Source organism: Rhodococcus sp. DMU1, assembly GCF_012272955.1.
GTDB classification, from domain to species: Bacteria; Actinomycetota; Actinomycetes; order Mycobacteriales; family Mycobacteriaceae; genus Rhodococcus; species Rhodococcus aetherivorans.
Map to the genome: position 1 here is coordinate 1,394,629 of NZ_CP050952.1, position 17,806 is coordinate 1,412,434.

14 protein-coding genes are annotated in these 17,806 nt (G+C 70.3%); 5 read left to right on the plus strand and 9 right to left on the minus strand.

The genetic code is table 11. The features are described 5' to 3' along the window. Positions 1–3 precede the first annotated feature (3 nt). Positions 4–1,575, minus strand: coding sequence for an NCS1 family nucleobase:cation symporter-1 (locus tag HFP48_RS06585; RefSeq protein ID WP_065922953.1), 1,572 nt, complete (start codon positions 1,573–1,575; stop codon positions 4–6). Positions 1,576–1,702: 127 nt separating this feature from the next. Beyond that, positions 1,703–2,443 (minus strand): GntR family transcriptional regulator, encoded by a 741-nt coding sequence (locus tag HFP48_RS06590; RefSeq protein WP_168579251.1) that lies wholly within the window; start codon positions 2,441–2,443, stop codon positions 1,703–1,705. 167 nt (positions 2,444–2,610) lie between these two features. On the opposite strand from HFP48_RS06590, the gene HFP48_RS06595 reads away from it, so the two are divergent. Beyond that, entirely contained in the window at positions 2,611–3,480 is an 870-nt protein-coding gene (locus tag HFP48_RS06595; protein ID WP_168579252.1) for an oxidoreductase, read from the plus strand. A 64-nt stretch (positions 3,481–3,544) separates the two neighbouring features. Here the strand turns inward: HFP48_RS06595 and HFP48_RS06600 are convergent, their stop codons facing one another. The 4 genes from HFP48_RS06600 to gvpJ all read right to left on the minus strand — a co-directional run bounded on the left by HFP48_RS06600 (position 3,545) and on the right by gvpJ (position 7,280). Continuing rightward, complete coding sequence (locus HFP48_RS06600) at positions 3,545–4,615, minus strand: potassium channel family protein (protein ID WP_168579253.1); 1,071 nt, start codon at positions 4,613–4,615, stop codon at positions 3,545–3,547. Positions 4,616–4,711: 96 nt separating this feature from the next. After that, positions 4,712–5,377 carry a TrkA family potassium uptake protein gene (locus tag HFP48_RS06605; protein WP_282597456.1) on the minus strand — a complete coding sequence of 222 codons (666 nt, stop codon included), beginning with the start codon at positions 5,375–5,377 and terminating at the stop codon, positions 4,712–4,714. Next, positions 5,370–6,701 (minus strand): potassium transporter TrkG, encoded by a 1,332-nt coding sequence (locus tag HFP48_RS06610; RefSeq protein ID WP_168580531.1) that lies wholly within the window; start codon positions 6,699–6,701, stop codon positions 5,370–5,372. The genes HFP48_RS06605 and HFP48_RS06610 overlap by 8 nt, the downstream gene beginning before the upstream one ends. A 159-nt stretch (positions 6,702–6,860) precedes the next feature. Continuing rightward, positions 6,861–7,280, minus strand: coding sequence for a gas vesicle protein GvpJ (gene gvpJ / locus HFP48_RS06615; RefSeq protein ID WP_006946912.1), 420 nt, complete (start codon positions 7,278–7,280; stop codon positions 6,861–6,863). A gap of 395 nt (positions 7,281–7,675) precedes the next feature. Between gvpJ and HFP48_RS06620 the strand changes: the two genes are divergently transcribed. Next, the gene (locus HFP48_RS06620) at positions 7,676–9,061 is read left to right on the plus strand and encodes a wax ester/triacylglycerol synthase family O-acyltransferase (RefSeq protein ID WP_043799852.1); all 1,386 of its coding nucleotides are present in this window, start codon (positions 7,676–7,678) and stop codon (positions 9,059–9,061) included. On the opposite strand, the gene HFP48_RS06625 is transcribed toward HFP48_RS06620, so the two are convergent. From HFP48_RS06625 to HFP48_RS06635, 3 genes are all read right to left on the minus strand, one after another. Further along, a complete protein-coding gene (locus HFP48_RS06625) occupies positions 9,021–11,336 on the minus strand; it encodes a DEAD/DEAH box helicase (RefSeq protein WP_006946907.1) in 2,316 nt (771 codons plus the stop codon). The genes HFP48_RS06620 and HFP48_RS06625 overlap by 41 nt on opposite strands. A gap of 146 nt (positions 11,337–11,482) precedes the next feature. After that, positions 11,483–11,905 carry an organic hydroperoxide resistance protein gene (locus HFP48_RS06630; RefSeq protein WP_168579254.1) on the minus strand — a complete coding sequence of 141 codons (423 nt, stop codon included), beginning with the start codon at positions 11,903–11,905 and terminating at the stop codon, positions 11,483–11,485. Next, positions 11,902–12,393 (minus strand): MarR family transcriptional regulator, encoded by a 492-nt coding sequence (locus tag HFP48_RS06635; RefSeq protein WP_029541744.1) that lies wholly within the window; start codon positions 12,391–12,393, stop codon positions 11,902–11,904. Before HFP48_RS06635 ends, HFP48_RS06630 begins: the two co-directional genes overlap by 4 nt. 149 nt (positions 12,394–12,542) lie before the next feature. Between HFP48_RS06635 and HFP48_RS06640 the strand changes: the two genes are divergently transcribed. The 3 genes from HFP48_RS06640 to HFP48_RS06650 all read left to right on the plus strand — a co-directional run bounded on the left by HFP48_RS06640 (position 12,543) and on the right by HFP48_RS06650 (position 17,796). Then, a complete protein-coding gene (locus HFP48_RS06640; protein WP_168579255.1) occupies positions 12,543–14,969 on the plus strand; it encodes an ATP-dependent Clp protease ATP-binding subunit in 2,427 nt (808 codons plus the stop codon). 326 nt (positions 14,970–15,295) lie between these two features. Then, positions 15,296–16,291 (plus strand): MCE family protein, encoded by a 996-nt coding sequence (locus HFP48_RS06645; protein WP_006946898.1) that lies wholly within the window; start codon positions 15,296–15,298, stop codon positions 16,289–16,291. Between the two features lie 365 nt (positions 16,292–16,656). Further along, on the plus strand, positions 16,657–17,796 hold the full coding sequence (locus HFP48_RS06650) for a 3-oxoacyl-[acyl-carrier-protein] synthase III C-terminal domain-containing protein (protein ID WP_239010498.1): 1,140 nt from the start codon (positions 16,657–16,659) through the stop codon (positions 17,794–17,796). Positions 17,797–17,806 lie beyond the last annotated feature (10 nt).

Consider the following 17,806-nt stretch of genomic DNA (forward strand, 5'->3'; position numbering starts at 1 on the left):
CGATCAGCCCACGCTCACCGGTTCGGCGGAACCGTCGCCGACGCGGACCGCGAGGGCGGTGCGGGTGGCGAGGACGTAGTAGACGGCCAGGCCGAGGCCGCACCCGATGAACCAGCTGTACTGCGCGGCGGTGTACATGCCGGGCGCGGACTTGACCAGCACCGGGATCACCGCGACGGCGGCGCCGACGACGGTGGCGATCACCGCGGCGGGGTTGTAGCCCTTGCGGTACCAGTACGCGCCGCGCTCGGACATGGTGAACAGATCGTCGACGATCACCTTCTGCCTCCGCACCAGGTAGTAGTCCGCGATCAGGATGCCGAACAGCGGACCGATGAATGCGCCGAGCGTCTCGAGGGTGTAGTGGATGACATCGGGGTTGTTGTACAGGTTCCACGGGGTGATCAGCACCGAGCCGACGGCGGCGATCATTCCGCCGGCGCGCCAGCTGATCCGCTGGGGGCTGACGTTGGAGAAGTCGAAGGCGGGGGAGATGAAGTTGGCGACGATGTTGATGCCGATGGTGGCGACGGTGAACGTCAGGGCGCCGAGCACGATCGCGAAGGTCGAGTCGATGCGGGCGACCGTTTCGACGGGATCGGTGATCAGCTCGCCGTACACGGGCAGGGTCAGCGACGCGGTGATCACCACGAGTAGTGAGAACACCAGGAAGTTGACCGGCAGGCCGAGGAGGTTGCCTTTCTTCACCGCGGCGAAGGACTTTCCGTAGCGGGAGAAATCGCCGAAGTTCAGCATCGGTCCGGAGAAGTAGGACACCACCAGCGCAATCGCGCCCAGCATCACCGGAATCGCATCCAGGCCCGTGTAGGTCACCGAGCCGAGATTCAGATCGATTGCGCTCCAACCGGCCTGGGAGATCAGGTAGCCGCACAGCAGGAACATCACGACATAGACTGCGGGACCGCAGAAGTCGATGAACCTACGGATCGACTCCATGCCGCGCCAGAATACGCAGGCCTGCACGACCCACAGGGTCAGGAAGCTGCCCCAGCCCAGGGCGGAGAGTCCGGCGAAGCCGTAGTCCTCCACCACCGCGTACGGGGCCAGCGACGGGAACAGCTTGATCAGCACCACATCGAGCGCCGCCGAGGCGAGGAACGTCTGGATTCCGTACCAGGCCACCGCGATCAGGCCGCGGATGATCGCGGGTATGTTCGCGCCGAGCACCCCGAAGACGCTGCGGCAGATCACCGGATAGGGCACGCCGGTCACCTGACTGGGCTTGGCGACGAGGTTGCAGAAGAAGTAGACGATCGTGATGCCGGCGAGCAGGGCCACCAGCACCTGCCAGCTGGCCAGGCCGAGGGCGAAGAGGCTGCCGGCGGTGACGTAGCCCCCGACGCTGTGCACGTCGGACATCCAGAACGCGAAGATGTTGTACGAGCCCCAGCTCTGCTTCTTCAGCGGGGCGAGGTCCTCGTTGGTGAGCCGCGGGTCGTAGTCCGGCTCGACCAGCCCGCCGCCGACGGGGTGGCCCGCCGCTTCGACGAGGTCGTCGGCGCCGAGCACGGCGCCGCGCGGCAGATCACGGCGGGGAGAGATCAATTCGGTCATGGGTACTCCTGGACGTCGACGACCGGCGGGGTGCCGATCGGTTCGGCACGGCGCAGGTCCGCGAGGAAGGCAGTGGACCCGGAATCTCAGCGACGGTGGTGAATTCCGATGAGGTGAACGGTAACGATCAGGTGTTGCCGGTGGGTTTCCCGATCGGTATATCTTCCGGGGTCAGCAACCCGGCGTCGGCGGGCAGCGTCGCGATCACGGAATCGAGCCGATGGTTGTGGGCGTCGGCGGCGGCGAGGAGCCCCGCCGTGTCCCGGGCCAGGAACGCGGTCAGCATCCGCTCGTGCTCGGCATGCAGAACCGTCCGCTGCACCGCGGACACGTGCACCATCGGTTGCACGGGTTCGGTGATGTTCCAAGCCGATTCGAGCATGTGCAGCAGCCGGTGCATGCGCGACGGGCCGGTCAGCGCCAGGTGGAACTCGCGGCTCTCGCGGTGGTAGGTGTGCGGATCGTCGTCGGCGACGGCGCGTTCGAGGCGTGCGTGGACCCATGCGGCGTGGGCGTGATCGGCTTCGGTGGCCAGCGCCACCGCCGCCGTCAGTGCTGCCGTCTCGAGGGTTTCCCGCACGAGATACATCTCGCGGAGTTCGGCGGCGGTCAGCCGGGCGACGGTGTATCCGTGGTTCCGCCGGTGGTCGACGAGTCCCTCGCCGATGAGGGTTTTCAGCGATTCCCGGATCGGGATGCGGCTGACGCCGAACAGTTCCGCCACCTCGGGTACCGGGATGGGGGTTCCCGGCGGGACGGCGCCGGAGAGGATGACGCGGCGCAGTTCGTCGAGGATGGCCTGCTGGGGACGGCCGGGGGTCCCGGATTCGAGCCGGTCGAGCAGTATCGACCTGCGACGTGGCGGCACGGGACCCCTCCTACTGCTCCCTTCGGAATTCCGGCGCGACGGGTGACGGAAGCGAGGCGACCCTATCGCCGGCCTGTTTCGGGAACGTGTCGGCGACGTGTCGGCGCCGGGCGGGTGGCCGAGCGGGTTCCTTTCCCGGATGTCCCGTTCCCCGTAGGGTGGCCGACATGACGGCTTGGACCACACGCGACATCCCGAAGCAGGACGGCCGCACCTTCGTGGTGACGGGCGCCAACAGCGGCCTGGGCGAGGTGGCGGCCCGCGCACTCGGGGCCGCGGGGGCGCGGGTGGTGCTGGCGTGCCGGAACGTGGCCAAGGGCGAGGCCGTGGCCCGGGAGATCGGGCCCAACGCGCGGGTGCGGCGCCTCGATCTGGCCGACCTGGCATCGGTGCGTGAATTCGCCGGGGACGTCGACGAGGTCGACGTGCTGGTCAACAACGCCGGCGTGATGGCAGTACCGCTGCGCCGCACCGTCGACGGATTCGAGATGCAGATCGGAACCAATCACCTCGGCCACTTCGCCCTCACCGCCCTGCTGGGCGAGCGCGTCACCGACCGCGTGGTGACGATGTCGAGCGGCATGCACCGGATCGGCCGCATCGATCTCGACGACCTGAACTGGGAGCACCGTCGCTACGACCGGTGGCTGGCGTACGGGCAGTCGAAGCTGGCCAACCTGCTGTTCACCCACGAGCTGCAGCGCCGGCTCACCGAGCAGCAGTCCCCGGTCGTGGCGGTGGCCGCGCACCCGGGATACTCCTCGACGAACCTGCAGTCACACACCGAGTCGATCCAGGACGTGTTCCTGGGCGTGGCGAACCGGCTGGTGGGGCAGTCCCCGCAGACCGGAGCGCTGCCGCTGCTGTACGCGGCCACCGCGCCCGGCGTCGAGCCCGGCGGGTACTACGGTCCCGGTGGCCTGTTCGAGCTGCGGGGCGCCCCCGAGCGTGTCGAATCCAATTCGCGCTCGCACGACGAGGCTGTCGCCCGCGGACTCTGGGAGCTGTCGGCGCGGCTGTGCGCCCCGGCCGGATAGCGGAACCCGGGACGGCAACCGCACGGTCGGTCCGAGACGCCCCGGCCGGTCCGGGACGTTCCGATCAGTCCGAGACGCGCCGGAGGTAGAGCAGCCGGTCGCCGGCCTCCACCGCCTCGACCTCCGGGGACCCGACACGCAGCAGGCGGCCGTTGCGTTCGACGCCCAGGACGATGTCGGGGAGGTGCCGCGGTGAGCCGCCGACCTCGCCGGGTTCGACCTCGCGTTCGGCGATCGCGAAGCCTTCCTCCGGGGTGAGCAGGTCCTCGATCATTTCTACGACGTTCGGGGTGATGGTGGCGGCTCCGAGCAACCGGCCCGCCGTCTCGGAGGAGATCACCACCGTGTCGGCGCCCGACTGGCGGAGCAGGTGGGTGTTCTCCGATTCGCGGATGGCCACGACGATCTTGGCGGCGGGGGCGAGTTCACGGGCGGTGAGGGTGACGAGCACCGCGGTGTCGTCGCGGTTGGCGGCGACGACGATCGAGTCGCAGTGCGGCACCCCGGCCAGGCGCAGCACGTCGGACTTGGTCGCCGAGCCCTGGACGGTGACCAAGCCCTGGCCGCTGGCGGCGTCGAGCACCACCGGGTCGGTGTCGACGACGACGATGTCCGACGGCGCAGCGCCGTCGCCGAGCATCGCCTCGACCGCGGTGCGGCCCTTGGTGCCGTAGCCGACGACAACGGTGTGGTTGCGCACGCGGTGTCGCCAGCGTTGGATGCGGAAGGTTTGGCGGGAGCTCTCGGTCAGGGCGGAGAGGGTGGTGCCGACCAGGATGATGAGGAAGAAGATCCGCAGCGGGGTGATGACCAGGACGTTGACCAGGCGGGCCTGCGGTGTGATGGGGGTGATGTCGCCGTAGCCGGTGGTCGAGAGCGACACCGTCGCGTAGTAGAGGCAGTCCAGCAACGACAGTTCGTTGTCCTGGGCGTCGGAGTAGCCGTCGCGGTCGAGGTAGACGACGAGCACCACCAGGGCCAGGGCGATCAGGGCGTACCCGATCCGGCGCACGATCGCCCGGCCCGGGCTGGTCTGTAGCTGCGGCACCCGCAGGATGCCCACCAGCGCGAAGTCGGGTCGCTCGGTCAGGGCGTCGGAACGGCTGAACCGGGTCCTCAGCGTGCTACCGGGCACGACCGGTGCCGTTCGGTGCCGCGGCCGGGTGGGGGTCCGGTCGCTCCTGGTGCGCTGTCGGTGACATCGTCTGCAGCCTACGTCGTTCCGGTGCTGTCAGGTGAGTTCGCTGAATCGTTCGGTATTCCGGACCCGCCCGGAGACGATGATGGTGTCGCCGGGGGCGAGGACGGTGTCGGCGGTGGCGTAGGTGAAGTCCTCGCCGGGACGTTTGATCGCCACGACGGTCACGCCGAAGTCGGAGCGGACGGCGGTGTCGCCGAGGCGCCGGCCGATCGCGAACGCCGGCGGGGTCGTCTTGACCATCGCGAAGCCGTCGTCGAACTCGATGTAGTCGATCATCCGTCCGCGCACCAGGTGGGCGACCCGCTTGCCCATGTCGTGCTCCGGCCGCACGACGTGGTGCACCCCGATCTGGGTGAGGATCTTCGCGTGCGCGTTGCTGATCGCCTTGGCCCAGATGTTGTGCACGCCCAGGTTGATCAGGGCGGAGGCGGTGAGCAGGCTGGCCTCGAGATCGGAACCGATTCCCACGACGGCGCGGCCGTACTCGTGCACCGACAGTTGCCGCAGCGATTCCTCGTCGGTGGTGTCGGCGACCACGGCGTGGGTCAGGCGGTGGGCGACCTTCTGCACCACGGCGTCGCTGGAGTCGATGCCGAGGACCTCGGTGCCCTGGCTCATCAGCTCGAGCGCGAGCGACTTGCCGAACCGCCCGAGCCCGAGCACGACCACCACGTCGGAGGCGGATTTCCTAGCCAATGAAGGGCCTTTCTTCCGGGAGTTCGTAGCGCCGGCCGCGATCGCGGGCGGCGAGAGCGCTCACCAGGGTGATCGATCCGATGCGGCCCAGATACATCAGGAGCACCAGGATCAGCTGCCCCCAGACGGGCAGCTGCGCCGTGATCCCGGTGGACAGGCCGACGGTGGCGAACGCGGAGGTGACCTCGAACAACAGGACGTTGAGGTCGAACGAGGTCCCCGCCAACAGGGCGATGGTCGGCACCATCACCAGGGCGACACCGATCAGGGCCACCGACAACGCCTGACGCTGGACCCGGGTGTCGATGCGCCGGTCGAAGACGATCACCGAGCGCTCGCCGCGGGCCTCGGCGAGGATGACGAACAGCAGAAGGACGAAGGTAGTGACCTTGATTCCGCCGGCGGTGCCGCCGCTGCCGCCGCCGATGAACATGAGCACGTCCGTCACCAGGAGGGTGGCCGGGTCCATCTGGGCGTAGTCGACGCTGTTGAAGCCGGCGGTGCGGGGCATCACGCCCTGGAACGCGGCGACGAGCAGCTTCTGGCCGAAGTGGTAGTGCTGCAGGGTGCGGGTCCACTCGAGCACCAGCACCAGCACCGGTCCCACCACCAACAGCACCGCGGTGACGGTCACGGTCAGGCGGGTGTGCAGGCTCCAGCGGTGGCTGCGGCCGCGCAGGTGCCGGGTCACTTCGAACAGGACCGGGAACCCGATGCCGCCCAGGATCACCGCGAGCATCAGCGGCACGCAGATCCACGGATCGTCGGCGAAGCCGATGATGTTGTCGCTGTAGAGCGCGAAGCCGGCGTTGTTGAACGCCGAGACGGAATGGAACACTCCCAGCCACACCGCACGCAGGGGCGGTTCCTCGTAGCCGAGCGCAAACCGCAGGGCGAGCGCCACCGCGGTGACCGACTCGATGAACACGCTCATCCGCACGACGCCGACGACGACCGAGCGGACGTCGCCGAGCCCCGACGCACGCACCTCGGCCGCGGTATTCAATCGGGCCTTGAGGCCGATCCGGTTCGCGAGCAGCAGACCGACGAGGGAGGCCATGGTCATGATCCCGAACCCGCCGGCCTGGATCAGGGCCAGGATGATGCCCTGGCCGAAGCCGGACCAGTGCGTGGGCGTGTCGACGACGACCAGGCCCGTCAGGCACATCGCCGAGGTCGCGGTGAACAGGGCGTCGACGAGGGAGGTCGCGGTACCGGGCAGGCTCGCCGCGGGCGTGAGGAGCAGGAGCGTGCCGACGGCGATCGCGGCGGCGAAGCTCAGCGCCACGACCCGGACAGGAGTGAGCGTCGCCCGCGCCGCCATGCGCCGCAGCAGGGACGGCGCGAACGCACCGGTGCGTGTCCTCACCCGGAGGAGACTAGACCCGCTCCGGGCCGCCGGGGAACCGGACGGCGGTGGCCGGAGTTCGGACCCATGCCGTGACGGCGGCGGGTGCGGGCCGCCGATCGGCGGAGGTGAACGTCACCGGTCTCTGCTGCGGGATCGGCGTGGCGCCGGCTCCCGTTCGTCCTCGTTGCCGGCGAGCAGGCCACGGACCCGTTCGCCGGCGGAGTCCAGTGCGCCCTTCGTCTTGTGCTCGGCGGCCTTCTCGACGACGTTCCCGGCCACGCCGCCGACGACGTCCGTCAGGCCCTTCGGCTCGGTCGTGGAGATCTCGAGCCTGTTGACTGCCTCGGCGAAACGCAGGTAGGTGTCGACGCTCGCCACCACGACCCGTGCGTCGATCGTGATGATCTCGATGCCCACGAGCGAGACGCGGACGAATGCGTCGATGACGAGTCCCTTGTCGAGGATGGTGTCGATGACGTCGGCGAGGCCGGACGAGTTCGGCCGTGCCATCGTGCCGCCGCCCCCACCTCCGCCTGCGGATTGGATGGTCATGGTCCGCGCTCCTGTCGCTCCAACGGTCCGCGAGCCGCCGCGCCGCGCGGGAGACCTCTCGTGGGGCGGTGCCCGTGTAAGGGCTATAGCCACGCGCTCCCGAGTCGAAACACGCCCGCGCGGAGAAATAAGGGCGGGACCAGCTCCAAAGACATACCGTGCGACCGGTTTGTTGCTATCGTCGCTTCGGGCCGCGATCCCGGCAGGGAGGTCACTCCGCCTGGCATGCGAGCGGGGAGTCCCGGCCCCCTACGTCTCCGCGTCGTCCGGGACTGGACGAGGGGTAGTCCCCGCGGCGCGGAGACGTCACACCATTTCCGCGCGTCGCGGGCACGTCCCTGCGGAGATGGCCGGGTTACCGCACGCGCGGGCTGTTTCGGCGCCACGATGGGGGAATGCAGGTGATGAGCCTTCCCGAGGCGCTGTTCGTGCTGCTCGAAACCTCGTCGCGTCCACTGCACCTCGGGGCTCTCGCGTTGTTCGAGCCCCCGCCGGATGCCGGGGACGACCACGCCCGTCGCATGTACGAGACCCTGCTCGCCCACGACGAGGTGGCGGATGCGCTGCGCCGGCGTCCGGTGCGGACGCTGCGCGGGGCCGGCTACCCGTGGTGGTCGCGTCCCGAGGACGTCGACCTGCGGTTTCACGTACGTCACACCGCCGTGCCCGGATCCGGTTCGATGGCCGACCTGCTGGCCCTCGTCTCCCGGATCCACGGCTCCCCGCTCGACCCGCTCCACCCGATGTGGGAGGTGTACGTCATCGAGGGACTCGAGGACGGGCGCACCGCGATGTACGCGAAGATCCACCTGTCCCTCGCCGACGGCCCGGCCGGCCTGCGCCTGCTGCACCGGAGCATGTCCACCGACCCCGGCGCCCGCGACTGCCCCGCGCCGTGGAGCCCGGAGGTGGTGGCCCCCCGGGCTCGGCTGTCGCCCCTTCCCACCTCGTGGCTGCGCGCCGGGCTCCGGGTCGGCGCGGAGGTGTTCGCGATGACCCCGGAGATCGGCAGGCTGGTCACGGAGGGCGTGCGCCGGCACCAGGTGGCGCTGCCGTGGCAGACGCCGCCCACGATGTTCAACGTCGCGGTGGGGCGGGGCCGGACCCTCGCGGCGCGCTCCTGGCCGATCGAGCGGCTCCACTCGGTTGCGACGTCGGCGGACACCACGATCGACGCGGTCGTGCTGACGATGTGCGCCGGCGGCCTGCGCGCGTATCTGTCCGAGCGGTACGCGCTCCCGGAGGCACCGCTGACCGCGATGCTCCCGGTGCCGATGAACCTCGGTGGCGCCGCGGTCGGTCCCGGCGGCCGCGAACCCGGCGTCGGAGCGATGGTGATCGGCCTGGCCACCGACGAACCCGATCCCGCGGTGCGGCTCGCCCGGATCGCCGACTCGCTCGTCCACACCGACCGGGTGGTCACCGCGCTGAGCGGAACCCAGTTCCTGATGCTCAGCGCGTTGTCGCTGAGCCCGCTCGCGCTCGAGCCGGTGCGGCGGTTCGTCGACGAGATCCCGCCGCCGTTCAACGTGCTGATCTCCTACCTGCCGGGACCTTCCCGCACCCGGTACTGGAACGGTGCGCGGCTGACCGGCATCTACCCCGTGCCGGCCGTGCTGAACGGGCAGGCACTGAGCATCACCCTCACCGGGAACGACGGCCGGCTCGATCTCGGGGTGGTCGGCGACCGCCACGCGGTGCCCGCCCTCGACCGGCTGGTCGAGCTCCTCGAGGGCGCGCTCACCGAACTGGAGAGCGCTGTGGGTACCCGGCCGCGGTGAAGCCGGCCGGCTCCACCGGGCACTCGCCCCTGCCGATCTGCCCGAGCAGGTCGAGGGTGCGCAGGTAGCGCCGGACGAGATCGCCCGCCGACAGATCCGACTCCGCCGCCTCGCGCAGGGCCGCGGACACGCCGTCGCCACGGGCCCACCGGTGGATCGCGCGCATCGCCACCGGATCCGGTTCGGGGCCCGCGGGCAGGCCGTGCCGGCGCTCCGCGTCGGACAGTTCCCGCCACAGCCGGACCGTCGCGCGGTACGCGGCGTCGACACCGGCCGTGGGGGCTCCGCCGCCGGGCGCCGGCCGTCGCGATTCGCCGAGCACACTCGACACGACGGCGGCCAGCTCGGCCGGATCGAGGCCCGCCCACACGCCGGTTCTCAGGCACTCGGCAACGAGAAGGTCGCTGCCGCAATAAATCCGGCCCAGCATCCGGCCGTGGTCGGTGGCCACCGCCTCGCCGGTGTACGGGTCGGACAGGATGTACCCGCGTTCGTCGAGCAGCCCGAGGACACGGTCGAACGTCTCCACGAGCCGGCCGGTGGCGGCGGCGACCTGCCCGCGCAGCACCTCGGTGTCGGCGGCCAGCGCGCGACGGCGCTCGGCGACGGTGATCAGGCGTTCCCGATCGGCGTGCCGGTGCCCGGGGTGCGAACGCACGGCCCGCGCGAGAGCGGTCACCGCGTCGGCGGTGCCGCTGGTGCGCGCCGCGGCCAGCCGCTCGCGCAACTGCTGGTACTCGGCGAAACCCTCGGCGTCCCCGAGTTCGTCGTCGAGCCGGTGGAGCGTCGCCGCGTTCGTCGTCGCCGCGGTGGCCAGCGCGGCCACCGAATGCTCCGCCTGGAACTGGGCGAAGGACCGGCCGAGCAGGTCCCGGGCTCCGGCGACGCCGAGCCGGTCGACGAGGTTGACAGCGGTGTTGTAGCCCACCCGCAGGGAGCTGTTCAGCGGGTAGGTGCGGGTGGAGGCGAGCCCCGCGACGGTGGCCGGCTGCACTTCCGGGCTCCACAGCACGACCGCGTGGCCCTCCCGATCGATGCCGCGACGGCCGGCCCGTCCCGTCAACTGGGTGTACTCGCCGGCGGTGAGGCGGACCGGCCCGGCGGTGGTGTGCTTGACGAGGCGTTCGAGCACGACTGTCCGTGCGGGCATGTTGACGCCCACGGCGAGGGTCTCCGTGGCGAAGACGATCCGGACGAGGCCGAGGCCGAACAGCTCCTCCACGGCGTGCCGGAATACCGGCACCATGCCCGCGTGATGGGCGGCGAAGCCGCGTTCGAGTCCGTCGAGCCAGTCGGCGAATCCGAGCGCGTCGAGGTCGGCGGGGGAGAGGCCGGCGGTGTGCCGGTCGACGATGCGGCGGATGCGGGTGACGTCGGCGGCCTCGGTGAGACGCAGCGACGAGCGCAGGCATTCGGCGACGGCCTCGTCGCAGCCGCTGCGGCTGAAGCGGAACCAGATCGCCGGCAGCAGCGACTCGGCCTCGAGCCGCGCGACGAGCTCGGGCCGGTCGACGCCGGCCGGGCCGGGCGTGGCCGTGCGGCGGCGCCGGCGACGCGACGGGACGGCGGGGGCGGCGTCGACGAGCTGGCGATGCGCGACGTACCGTACGAGGTTCTCGTCGATCGCACCGGTGGTGGGGGAGAACAGGTCGAACAGCCGGCCCCCGGCGAGCACGTGCTGGTGCAGCGGAACCGGCCGGGTCTCCTCGACGACGACGGTGGTCGCGCCGCGGACCCGGCCCAGCCAGGCACCGAACTCCTCGGCGTTGCTGACCGTCGCGGACAGGCTCACCAGGCGCACGGTGCCGGGTAGATAGAGGATGGCCTCCTCCCACACCGCCCCGCGCTCGCGGTCGGCGAGGTAGTGGACCTCGTCCATCACGACGTGGGTGAGCCCGTCGAGCAGGGGCGAGCGGCCGTGCAGCATGCTGCGCAGCACCTCGGTCGTCATGACGACCACGGGTGCGTGCGGGTCGACCGAGACGTCTCCGGTGAGCAGGCCGACCCGCTCGTCCCCGAGTTGCGCGGCGAGGTCGGCGTGCTTCTGGTTGCTCAGGGCCTTGATGGGCGTCGTGTAGAAGCACTTGCCGCCGGCGGCGAGCGCCAGGTGCACCGCGAACTCGCCGACGATCGTCTTGCCGGCGCCGGTGGGGGCACAGACGAGCACGTCCCGGCCCTCGTCGAGAGCGCGACAGGCGCGGACCTGGAAGTCGTCGAGCGTGAAGCCGAGTCCCGCGGTGAACTGCGCGAGCCGCGGCCCGTCCTGCCTGCACACGCAATCCACGCTACGCGTGCCTGGGGACGGACCGCGGCGAGCCGCGCGAGAGTGACCGCGGCGAGCCGCGCGGGTGTGACCGCGGCGAGCCGCGCGGGTGTGACCGCGGCGAGCCGCGCAGGTGTGACCGCGGCGAGCCGCGCGGGTCAGTCCTCGGTGACCTCGAGCTCGACATCGATGTTGCCGCGGGTGGCGTTCGAGTACGGGCACACCTGGTGGGCCTTCTCGGTCAGTTCGAGGGCCTGGGCGCGCGGCACGTGGGGCAGCGACACCTCGAGCGTGACCTTCAGGCCGAAGCCGCCGCCGTCGGTGCGGCCGATGCCGACGCGTGCTCCGACCGCCGAGTCGGCGACGTCGGCCTTGTCCTGCCGGGCGACGAGCTGCAGCGCCGAGTGGAAGCAGGCGGCGTATCCCGCGGCGAAGAGCTGCTCGGGATTGGTGCCCTCGCCGGTGCCGCCCATTTCGGTGGGGATGGCGAGGCCCAGGTCGAGCGTGCCGTCGGAGGTCCGGGCGCGGCCGTTGCGACCCTCTCCGGTGGCGAGTGCTTCGGCGGTGTAGAGCACGTTCATGGCTTCTCCTGTGGGGTGGCGGGATGGGGATCGGGTGTTTCGGGGCGGTGCAGCGCCTCGGTCATGCGGTGGAGCGTGTCGCGAAGGGCGGCCAGCTCGTCGGCCGCGAGGCCGCTCGCGCGGGCCATGCGCGCGGGGATGTCCTCGGCGCGGGCGCGCAGCTCGCGCCCGGCCTCGGTGAGGTGGATCTGCACGCGGCGCTCGTCGCTGCTCTGCCGCCGGCGTTCGAGCAGTCCGGCGCTCTCGAGCCGCTTGAGGAGCGGGGAGAGGGTGCCGGTGTCGAGGTCGAGGGCGTCGCACAGGTCGCGGACGCCGCGGCCGCCGTGGTCCCCGCGGCTTTCCTGTTCCCACAGGGCCAGGAGTACGAGGTACTGCGGGTAGGTGACGCCGAGCCGGTCGAGCATGCCGCGGTAGGCGGCGGTGGTGGCCCGGGAGGCGGAGTAGAGCGCGAAGCAGACCTGCCGGTCGAGCGCGAGATCGTCGGACACGAGAAATAAAGTAGCGCACCGCTATGTTGTGCACAACTGAAATTCGGGCCTCGGGGATATGGCGCACATCACACCATCTGTGGAATTGACAGGGGACCCGACACGTTAGTTGAGTGAGAAAGACTCAAGTCCGAGAGAGAGGCTTCGGAATGCCGGCATTCTTCGGGCCTGGTGGCCCTGGGCGTATCGACATCACCCGCTACCTGAGCCGTGGCACCCAGGAACTCATGGCCGCTGCGGCCCGATTCGCCGCCGAACGCGGCGACACGGACCTCGACGCGCTCCACGTCCTGCACGTGATGGCGGAACAGGACCCGGTCCGGTCGGTCATGACCCGCGCCGGGGCCGATCCCGCCGAGGTCCTGGCCGCGGTGGAGCAACGGCTCCCGCAGGAACAGACCCGCACCGCGGTCACCGCTCCCGCCCTCACCGGCGCGATCAAGACGGTGCTGCTCGAGGCGCACCAGCTCACGCGCGCCCTCGGCGCGACCTACATCGAACCCCAGCACCTGTTCGTGGCCCTCGCCGCCGACCAGGAACACGGGGTCGGAGGGCTGCTCGTCTCGGCCGGGATCACCGCTCAGTCGCTCCAGGCCGCCCTGCAGCCCGCCGCGCCCGCCGAGGCGGCGCAGGAGCAGTCCGCCACCCCCACCCTGGACAAGTACGGCGTAGACCTGACCGAGCGTGCCCGCGGCGGCGGCATCGACCCCGTCATCGGCCGTGCCGACGAGATCGAGCAGACCGTCGAGATCCTCTCCCGCCGCACCAAGAACAACCCGGTTCTGGTCGGTGAGGCCGGTGTCGGGAAGACCGCGATCGTCGAGGGCCTGGCCCAGCGCGTCGTCGACGGCGACGTCCCGGACAGCCTGCGCGGCAAGCGGATCGTGCAGCTCGACCTGACCGGTATGGTCGCCGGCACCCGGTACCGCGGCGACTTCGAGGAGCGGCTGACCAAGGTGCTCGACGAGATCGCCGCGCACTCGGACGAGCTGATCGTCTTCGTCGACGAGATCCACACCGTCGTCGGCGCGGGCGGCGGCAACGAAGGCGCGATGGATGCCGGCAACATTCTCAAGCCCAAGCTCGCCCGCGGGGAACTGCACATCGTCGGCGCCACCACGCTCGACGAGTACCGCAAGCACATCGAGAAGGATCCAGCGCTCGAGCGCCGCTTCCAGCCGGTCACCGTCGGCGAACCCGGCCACGACGACGCGGTCGCGATCCTGCGCGGCCTGCGGGACCGCTACGCCGAACACCACGGTGTGCGGTACACCGACGACGCGCTCGACGCCGCCGTGGACCTGTCGGTGCGGTACCTGCCGGACCGGCACCTGCCGGACAAGGCGATCGACCTGATCGACCAGGCCGGTGCCCGGCTGCGGCTGCGCTCACCGCGCGTCGACGAGAAGGCGTTGCGTGAGCAGCTGGCCCGGCTCGAGGCCGACAAGGACCGGGCCGTCGCGGCGGAACGCTACGAGCAGGCCTCGCGACTGCGCGACCAGATCACCGAGGTGCAGGCCCGTCTCGATGCCGGCGCCCCCGCCGGTGCCGAGGTGCCCGAGGTGACCGCGGAACTGATCGCCGAGGTCGTCTCCCGCGCCACCGGCATCCCGGCGACGCGGATGACCCAGGCGGAGAAGGAGCGGCTGCGCGGCCTCGAGGACGAACTGCACCGGCGCGTCGTCGGGCAGGACGAGGCCGTCCGGGCCGTGGCCCGGGCCGTGCGGCGCAGCCGCGCCGGCATGAGCGATCCGCATCGGCCGGTCGGCAGCTTCCTGTTCCTGGGTCCCACCGGCGTCGGCAAGACCGAGCTGGCGAAGGCGCTGGCGGAGGTGCTGTTCGGCGACGAGCGCAAGATGCTGCGGGTGGACATGAGCGAGTTCGGCGAGCGGCACACGGTCAGCCGTCTCGTGGGGGCGCCCCCGGGCTACGTCGGCTACGGCGAGGCGGGTCAGCTCACCGAGCAGGTGCGGCGCAACCCGTACTCGGTCGTGCTGCTCGACGAGATCGAGAAGGCGCACCCGGACGTGTTCAACACCCTGCTGCAGGTGCTCGACGACGGCCGGCTCACCGACGGCCAGGGCCGCACGGTCGACTTCACCAACACCGTGGTGATCATGACCAGCAACCTCGGCTCGGACATCATCTCGAGCCGCGGCGGGGCGCTGGGCTTCAGCACCGGGGACGCCGAGGCGGCCGAGAAGCCGCTGCGGGACCGGGTGATGGGCCGTCTGCGCGAGTCGATGCGGCCGGAGTTCCTCAATCGCATCGACGAGATCGTGATCTTCCGCAAGCTCGACACCGAGCAGCTGCACCGGATCACCGACCTGCTGTTGGACGACAGCCGCAAGCAACTGCACGCCAAGGGAATCGAGATCGAGTTCACCGAGGCCGCCGTCGACTGGATTGCCGAGCACGGCCACCAGCCGGAGTTCGGGGCGCGGCCGTTGCGCCGGTCCATCCAGCGCGCCGTGGACGACCGCATCGCCGACCTGCTGCTCGACGACGTGCTCGTCGAGGGTGGGCAGGTCCGAGTCGACGTCGCCGACGACGAACTGGACCTGATGGTGCGCTGACGCTGCCACCGACGCGCAAGGACGCGGGGCGGTGACCGGAACCGGTCACCGCCCCGCGCTCTGCGCAACGGGTCCACCGTCCGCGGCTCGTCGTCGAGCCCGGCTCCGACCGGGCGTCGGCGACGCGGCCCTGTTTCGCCGGCCCCTGCGGCATTTGTCCGTTGTCCGGGCGCGCAACTTGTCACCCGCAGTGACAGTGATCACACTGACTGGGCAGTGGTCTGCGATCCCGTGCGGGCCCAGGGTCGCAACGAAGGAGCCGCCCAGGTGGATGTGCAGCAGGGGGAGACGCGGATCGCGGTCGACGAGGAGGAGTTGCAGACGCCATGGCCGAACCTCGCAGCCCGGCCGCGGTGGGGGCCCTCGCCATCCTCGTGATGCTGCTGGCGACGCTGGCGGTCTTCTCCTTCGATTCGCTACCGCTCCTGGGAGCCGGCGCCCTCTACCGTGCCGAGTTCACCGAAGCAGCGGGCCTGAGACCCGGCAACGAAGTCCGGATCGCCGGTGTCAAGGTCGGCAAGGTCATGTCGGTCGAACTCGAAGGCGACCACGTCGAGGTGACGTTCGGAGCCAAGGACGCGTGGATCGGTGACAACACCTCCGCCTCCATCCAGATCAAGACGATCCTGGGGCAGAAATACCTGGCCCTCGACCCCCGTGGCTCCGAGGTCCTGAATCCGCGGGAGGTGATCCCACGCGACCGCACCACGTCTCCCTACGACGTGCTCGAGGCCTTCTCGGCGGCGGCACAGACCATCGGGGAGATCGACTCCACCCAACTCGCCCAGAGCCTGACGGTGTTGTCCCAGGCATTCGACAACACCTCCGACGACATCCGCGCCTCCCTCGACGGCGTCACCCGACTCTCACAGACCATCGCGAGCCGCGACCGAGAATTGCGCAGACTGCTCGACGCGACCGAGCACACCACAGGGGTGCTGGCCGACCGCAATGCCGAATTCACTCAACTGATCACCGACGCCGGACTGCTCATCGGGGAACTGAACAGCCGGCAGCAGGCGATCTCCCAGCTGCTCACCGGAACCCAGCGCCTGTCCCGGCAACTGACCGGACTCGTGCGCGACAACGAAGCCACCATCGGACCGGCACTCGAACAACTCCGCGGCGTCGTGCAGATCCTCGACGCCCGCAACGACGACCTGAACCGGGCGCTGGAGCTGTACTACCCCTTCATCCGCATGTACACGAACATCATCGGCAACGGGCGCTGGTTCGAGGGAGTCATCGTGAATCTCACCCCGCCCGGGTTGCCGGATATTTCGGCGCCGCGCAGTCCCATTCGCACGATGGAAGGCAATTGACCGGCAGACGTCGCATGAGGCCGCAGCGCAGACAGGTCACGCCGCTTCGCCCGCACCGCCACCGGCCCACCTCCGCTCGCCGACACGGGACTTGCACATCCGAGCAGTTGCACCGGCATCCCCAACCGAGAGATGATCGTTCGGTCCGGCGCCCACGTCCCATAGCGGCCGCACGCTCCGAAGACGTGGCCCCGGCGGCGGGACGCCGTTCCGGGTTCCGAACCGGACGTCCCCGCGCTCCCGGCTCTCACCCCAGGGTCACACTTCTCACCCCTAGGGTGGCTATCGAGGCTCCCGATCCCGGACAAGTGTCGAGCTGGGTAAGTGGCGCGGCGCCACAAGCCGCGCGATGCGAGGAGTCACTCATGAGCATCGTCAACCTGCAGGCAGACCCCCGGGCCGGTCCGGGGCAGCGCTCCACACCGAAACCCCTCGTCGAGGGGACGACGCTGGCGGGGGTGTGCGGCGTCGTACCACCGCACCGTTACGCTCAGGCCGAGCTCACCAAGATGTTCGCCGACTACTGCCTCGGCGAGGACGGCGACATCAGGTTGCTGCAGCGGCTGCACGCCAATGCCGAGGTCCGGACGCGACACCTGGTGCGCCCGCTCGAGCGCTATCCGGAGCTGCACGACTTCGACGATTGCAACAACACGTTCATCGAAGGTGCGATCGAGTTGGGTGCGGCCGCCGTGACCGGCGCGCTCGCCCAGTCCGGGATTCGACCCGACGAGGTGGACTTGATCATGTCCACCACGGTCACCGGTGTCGCCGCCCCGTCGATGGAGGCCCGGATCGCGTATCGGGTCGGGCTGCGACCCGACGTCAAACGGGTGCCGATCTTCGGGCTCGGGTGCGTTGCCGGTGCGGCGGGAACAGCGCGTCTGTACGACTATCTGCTCGGGCACCCCGACGACGTGGCCGTCCTGCTGTCCGTGGAACTGTGTTCGCTGACGGTGCAGCGCAACGATCACTCCATCGCCAATCTCGTGGCGACCGGGCTGTTCGGCGACGGTGCGGCAGCGGTGGCCGCCGTCGGCGCCCGGCGCGCCGAACGGACCCGGGCGCGCGGGCCCCGGGTGATCGCGTCGCGCAGCCACCTGTACCCGGACACCGAGCGGACCATGGGGTGGGATGTGGGGTCGAGCGGCCTGAAGATCGTCCTCGATGCCCAGGTGCCCGCCGTGATCGAAAAGTACCTCGGTGCGGACGTCCGCTCGTTCCTGGCCGAACACGGATTGCGGACGGACGACATCACCGCATGGGTCTGCCATCCGGGAGGGCCGAGGGTGATCCGCGCGGTCGAGTCCGAGCTCGGTCTGTCGTCGCAGGCGTTGGAGATGACCCGCCGGTCGCTGGCCGCGGTGGGGAACCTGTCCTCGTCGTCGGTCCTGCACGTGCTGCGGGACACGCTCGAACAGCGCCCCCCGGAACCGGGAACTCCGGGGCTCATGATGGCCATGGGGCCGGGGTTCTGCTCCGAACTCGTCCTCCTCGAGTGGTAGCGCGGACGCC